The following is a 4,965-nucleotide window of genomic DNA, read 5'->3' as shown; positions in this document are numbered from 1 at the left end:
CTATTTGGAATGTGTCCAGTGATTTGCAGTCATTTACCCATTGGCCAGCTCAGAAAAGAGCAACGCTATTTGAACAGGTTGGACAATTGGTTCAGGAGAAGAAATTAAATATAAGCTATTGGAAGACGGACACGGCCGAGGAGCTGAAGAACAAGCTACTAAAGTAGCTTCGAGAAATTCTATGAGAACATTTGCTTGAGAGGTGCAGTGTCCAGCATAAGGGTGTTCAACCGGTAGGAGGAAGTATGAATATGAAATGTAGTGAATTCATTAGTTGGACTAAAGATAATGGATGGGATATCACTGATAAATCTGAATATGAATTAAATTTAAATGATAGTATAGCATCAAGGTATAGAGAAATTCCCGAAGGTTATCTAGAATTTTTAAAAAGGGTTAAAGAATGCATAACGCCTAGTGAGAAAACATGGTTTATATGTGAGGATGATTATAATAATAATAACTCGGATACTGCATTTAAATGGAATGAATTTGAAGCGTTAAGCTTAGAAGCAGCAGAGAATGATGAGGAATGGAAATCAGAAATAACTTCATGGTGGGATAACTATCTACCCATAGTTATGTCAGTTGATGATGGATATTCATTCTATGCAATTGATTTAACGAATGATATAGGTGCTATTGTACAAGGATATGAGCCTGAATTCGAAGAGGTAGAAAAGATAGCAAATAGTATTGAAGATTTTTTTCAATTAATCATGTCTAATACAATAGAGATGCAATAGAAAAACAATGCATAAAAATTGTATAAATAACTGCATAAAATCCTATTAAGGTTTCATCATTTTGGGGTAGGGCCTACGAAATGACACAAAACCCACGTTAACGAGAAAGGGGTTATCTAAAAAGATGCCTAATCAATGCCAAGAATGCGGGAAATCTATTGGTTTTAAAGGAATCTGTTATCGCTGTCGAATTAAGAATCAGCGGGAAGCCTACCAGGTTATGAGCAGAGAAGWAGTGGAGAAAATGGTCGAATCGATCATCTCGAATATTGAAACGATCGGGGAGTGGAATCAAGTCTATCAAGACTTCAATGGGTTGCTCGGCTATCACGATATCAACACTGAGCGAATTGCACAAGCAGCGTTCGACAAGGGGATCTTCTATCCAGCTAAGCTCTATCGGAATGCTTCACCCGAGGTGCGAGATCAGCTGCTCACGCGTCTTTTTGATCCTGCATGTGATGAAGCAAATCATTTGCTGCTCTGCCTCGCCCTGCAAGGGGATGATGTCGTTCAGGAAGCATTCCTTAAGCTGGAGAGAAATCCGTTGCCCTGGCGCAGCAAGCTGTATGTGAATCCGTCTGTCTATGCCCATCATGGTGGCTGGCATTTCGATGATCGGGGGAATCGCAGCTCATTATGCTTCGAGCGATGCTACACGATGTTGCCAGGAGATGGCGTCGATCAGGCAGCGAAAGTGGGTCAATTATTGGAGCAGCACTGTCCGCATTGCGGTTGTCAGTTGATCGATGTCCTGCGACTGGACGGCCTTGATGAGCGATTTTCTTTTCTGGAGGTTGATGGAGTGCTGGCCATTCCCATCTGCCCGAATTGCATCACATTCACTGAAGAGACGTTCGTGTGCTATGACGAAAATGGTCGTAGTGAGATCATTCCTTTTGAGCCACCCTTAACGAAAAATTATTGTTCGGAAGATGATCTTCTGGAGATGAGCCGGAATCAGCTCACACTTAGTGCCGAGGCGGTACCGAAGCATTACGCTAGCGGTGGTGATGAGGTCTTCACAATAGGAGGCTGGCCGGATTGGGTGCAGGACGCACAATTCGCGACATGCTCGGATTGCGGCCAAACCATGAAATTTCTCGCAGCGCTTCCATGGAACGTATTGATGGATGGCTCTGAAGGTACGTTGTATATCGAGATTTGTACGGATTGTCGCAAGCTATGCCTGTTCCATCAACAGACATAATGAATCGGATTTGATAGGGCAAAATGCTAGACGAGAACATCGACGAGGTGAGCGTAATGAAACAAGTGGAACAGCAAGATAGGGAATTTCTATTCCAAGGAAGTGTTGAGGATGTTGATGCATTTTTGAAAAGGCATCCGGAAGTGTTCAGTGACGATGTTCGGACTGACTTCTTGCAGGCAGCAAGGGAAGAGGAGTTGTCGTCGGTACGAGCTAATCTATTATCCTGGGTGTACGGGGTGACTGTGGATTGGCGAGAAGAAGATAGTGAGATCGTCCGATTATTTGGCGAATTTTTACCTGGAGAAGTGATCGTGGAAGAGACGGATGAGGGACTGACCTTGTCATACGCAGGTGAGATCTATTCGATTCCACTGACGTTTTCGCCTAATGATCGTTACATTACGATTCGAGGCATTGCGGATATCATTCAAAAGCAGTTTGAGATTCGGTTGTTTCGGGATTCCTATTGGTCGGATACCCATGTGTTTGTGCTCATGTCGCATGTTCAATGGCAGGAACTTGAGCGCAGCCATACTGCCGAGGTAGAGAAGATCTTTCAAAAAATTACACCAGAACTCGATTTCCCTTGAGGGAAAAATACAAGGAGTGTACCAACATGAGAGAAAGATGGAGAAAGCAAGCTATTATAGAATTACTTAGCAAATATCATGGCGAGGAAGATGAGCAAGTAGCGGCGTTGCTGCATCAGCATGCAGAAGTGGCGATGAGGCTAGAGTTGGCCGGGGAAGAAGATTACAGCCAGACAGGCAACAGCCGGGTAGCGGGTCGTCCGGATCTCCCGCCGTCTATCGCTTGGCCCTGTACGGAGGATGGAGAATGGTATACGTTCCTGGCTCAAATCAATCTGGGAGAGTTGCCCTTTACGTCTGCAGATGATTTGCCTGCCACAGGCATGCTGTATTTTTTTCTAGGAGCAGACGAGCCAGCCTACAATGTGGATCATCGCGTCATTTACTATGAGGGTGACTTGCAGCAGTTGACATTGGCCGATCCTCCAGCAGATAAGGAAGAGGTATATGGGGATGAGCGGGAGTTTGTTGCTCATCGGGCCACGTTTGCCCCGCATCTGTCACTTGCAGATTTGGGGGAAGAGACAGAAGAGTTAATGGATAAATATGAGGAGCTGTATTTGGATGTATGTGATCAGAGCGATGCGCTTTGGGGAGGTTTGCAGTCCTGGTCTGGCGATACGTCTCTGCATGCCTATCTATGCAGGAGTGGGATGGAGGCTTTGCTCTATAATACCCATAGAACCGAGGAGGAACTGCGCGAGAAGGCAAGAGAAGCGTTGGCTGGCGGACAGAATCAATATGCCGAACATATTGAAAACGAGCGAATTCCACTCTTGCAAGTGTTTAAGGCACGAGAATCGGAGCATCGTGAAGCGGCTCGGAACTGGCGATTGTTGTTCTCACTCTCCTCACTTGATGCTGCGGGTATGTGCTGGTGGGATGCTGGCTTTCTTGAATTTCTAATCGACCGCAACGATTTGCGCCAGAGAAGGTTTGACAATACCTATGTGAATTTGGCAACTAGTTGATTAAAGAAAAAAGATTAAAACAATCGAACACAGAAAGGTGAAAACGTAATGAAATTGGATGCTAATTTTAACTATTTAAAAGACATGTATAACGACAGCTACTATCCTGTTTTTTTAGTGGATAAGGTGAAAGAGCAGATCCTGATAGTGGTGCGTTTTTTGGAAAGTGGGTCACATTCGAACGAAGTGATACAAGGAAAACTGGATGAGATGACGATCGCCATCAACGATTTGCAGGAAGAATTCGATGAGCATGACAGCGAAATCGAAACTGTGGCACGGGATTCCATCGGGACGACCGTAGAAGCGATCCTGTATGCGTTTAAGGTGGATATCGATACCGAGACGGCCATCAGGGAGAGAGATTGGTAATTTCCTAGCTAGAATGGAGGTACAGGAGTGAAAGAGATTGACCTTGATTTTAAGCAATTATGGAATGAAAGGAAAGAAGATTTTAAAAGACCGATTTTTATAGAAGAAGAGAAATTGCAATATGAGAAGAATCTTCAGTATAAATTACCACAATCCTATATATCACTGTTACAGAACACTCAAAATGGAGGGCTCTTGAAAAGGAACTGTTTTCCTATTTATGATGAGAATCAAAATGTTAAACAACTTTTCATTTGCTCCTATATCAGTTCCATTTGTGAATTGGAGAGTGAAAAAGAACGAAAAGATTATCCCGGACTTGTCAATTTGCCGGATATCGGAATCTATTTTGGTGAAAATCTAGATGCAGCACGTACAGAACGTTTTGTATTTGATTACTCACAATGTACTGCAAAAGATGAGCCAAGGGTCACTTTTGTAAAACACATATATCAAGTCGGGTATGAAAAAATAGTGTTAGCTAATAGTTTTAAGGAATTCATAGATAAGTTAATCCGAACACCAACCTCTAAGCCTTTTGATTATGATGAAATCAAAAAACAGATAAAATCCGCTACTCGAACAACCTTTTCTAGTATGGTTAATCTCTATGAACAAGAAGAAATTATTGCTTTTGGGCTATATTTGGATACTAACGCAACTATGGTATGCCCTGCAATGAACACAAAATATTTTTTAAAACAGGTTGTTGAGAAAGATCCCAAGGAACAAGAATTTTACAAGTATGAAACAACAGAATGGAAATATGAAGGTGCACATTCAGAGCATTTTAATGTTGTGTGCGAGACGATGGTGAAGCATGTAACCCTGCTTACCAGCAACAGTAAAGTTAGTCAGTTTAGAAACAAGATGGTTGAGATGTGCATTCAAGTGTTGGAAGAGTTAAATGCTGATCTTTTCTTTACACAAATTTGCGAGCGAGATATTCTCCTTATGATAAATATATCAAATGGAGAGCTGTCCGGACAAAAAAAGAAACAGATTAATAGACGACTAAATGGTTGAGCATGGTCAGTACTTTCGGAAAATATGAGGTGAAAAATATGAGGTGA

General features: G+C 42.5%; 6 protein-coding genes. All 6 read left to right on the top strand.

What is annotated here, in order from left to right; genetic code table 11:
• Positions 1-251 precede the first annotated feature (251 nt).
• The 6 genes from AC1DWN_RS27915 to AC1DWN_RS27890 all read left to right on the top strand — a co-directional run bounded on the left by AC1DWN_RS27915 (position 252) and on the right by AC1DWN_RS27890 (position 4,918).
• Complete coding sequence (locus tag AC1DWN_RS27915; protein ID WP_477562148.1) at positions 252-746, top strand: SMI1/KNR4 family protein; 495 nt, start codon at positions 252-254, stop codon at positions 744-746.
• 220 nt (positions 747-966) lie between these two features.
• Positions 967-1,956 carry a hypothetical protein gene (locus tag AC1DWN_RS27910; RefSeq protein ID WP_477562147.1) on the top strand — a complete coding sequence of 330 codons (990 nt, stop codon included), beginning with the start codon at positions 967-969 and terminating at the stop codon, positions 1,954-1,956.
• Positions 1,957-2,012: 56 nt separating this feature from the next.
• Positions 2,013-2,549, top strand: a complete 537-nt coding sequence (locus tag AC1DWN_RS27905) for a hypothetical protein (protein WP_477562146.1) — start codon at positions 2,013-2,015, stop codon at positions 2,547-2,549.
• 26 nt (positions 2,550-2,575) lie between these two features.
• Positions 2,576-3,520 (top strand): YwqG family protein, encoded by a 945-nt coding sequence (locus AC1DWN_RS27900; protein WP_477562145.1) that lies wholly within the window; start codon positions 2,576-2,578, stop codon positions 3,518-3,520.
• 48 nt (positions 3,521-3,568) lie between these two features.
• Positions 3,569-3,892, top strand: coding sequence for a DUF5713 family protein (locus AC1DWN_RS27895; RefSeq protein ID WP_477562144.1), 324 nt, complete (start codon positions 3,569-3,571; stop codon positions 3,890-3,892).
• A 27-nt stretch (positions 3,893-3,919) separates the two neighbouring features.
• Positions 3,920-4,918 carry a DUF4303 domain-containing protein gene (locus AC1DWN_RS27890; RefSeq protein WP_477562143.1) on the top strand — a complete coding sequence of 333 codons (999 nt, stop codon included), beginning with the start codon at positions 3,920-3,922 and terminating at the stop codon, positions 4,916-4,918.
• Positions 4,919-4,965: the final 47 nt, after the last annotated feature.

The sequence above is a fragment of the Paenibacillus sp. P4_A7 genome, from assembly GCF_056402455.1.
This window is presented reverse-complemented; position numbering and strand designations above follow the sequence as displayed.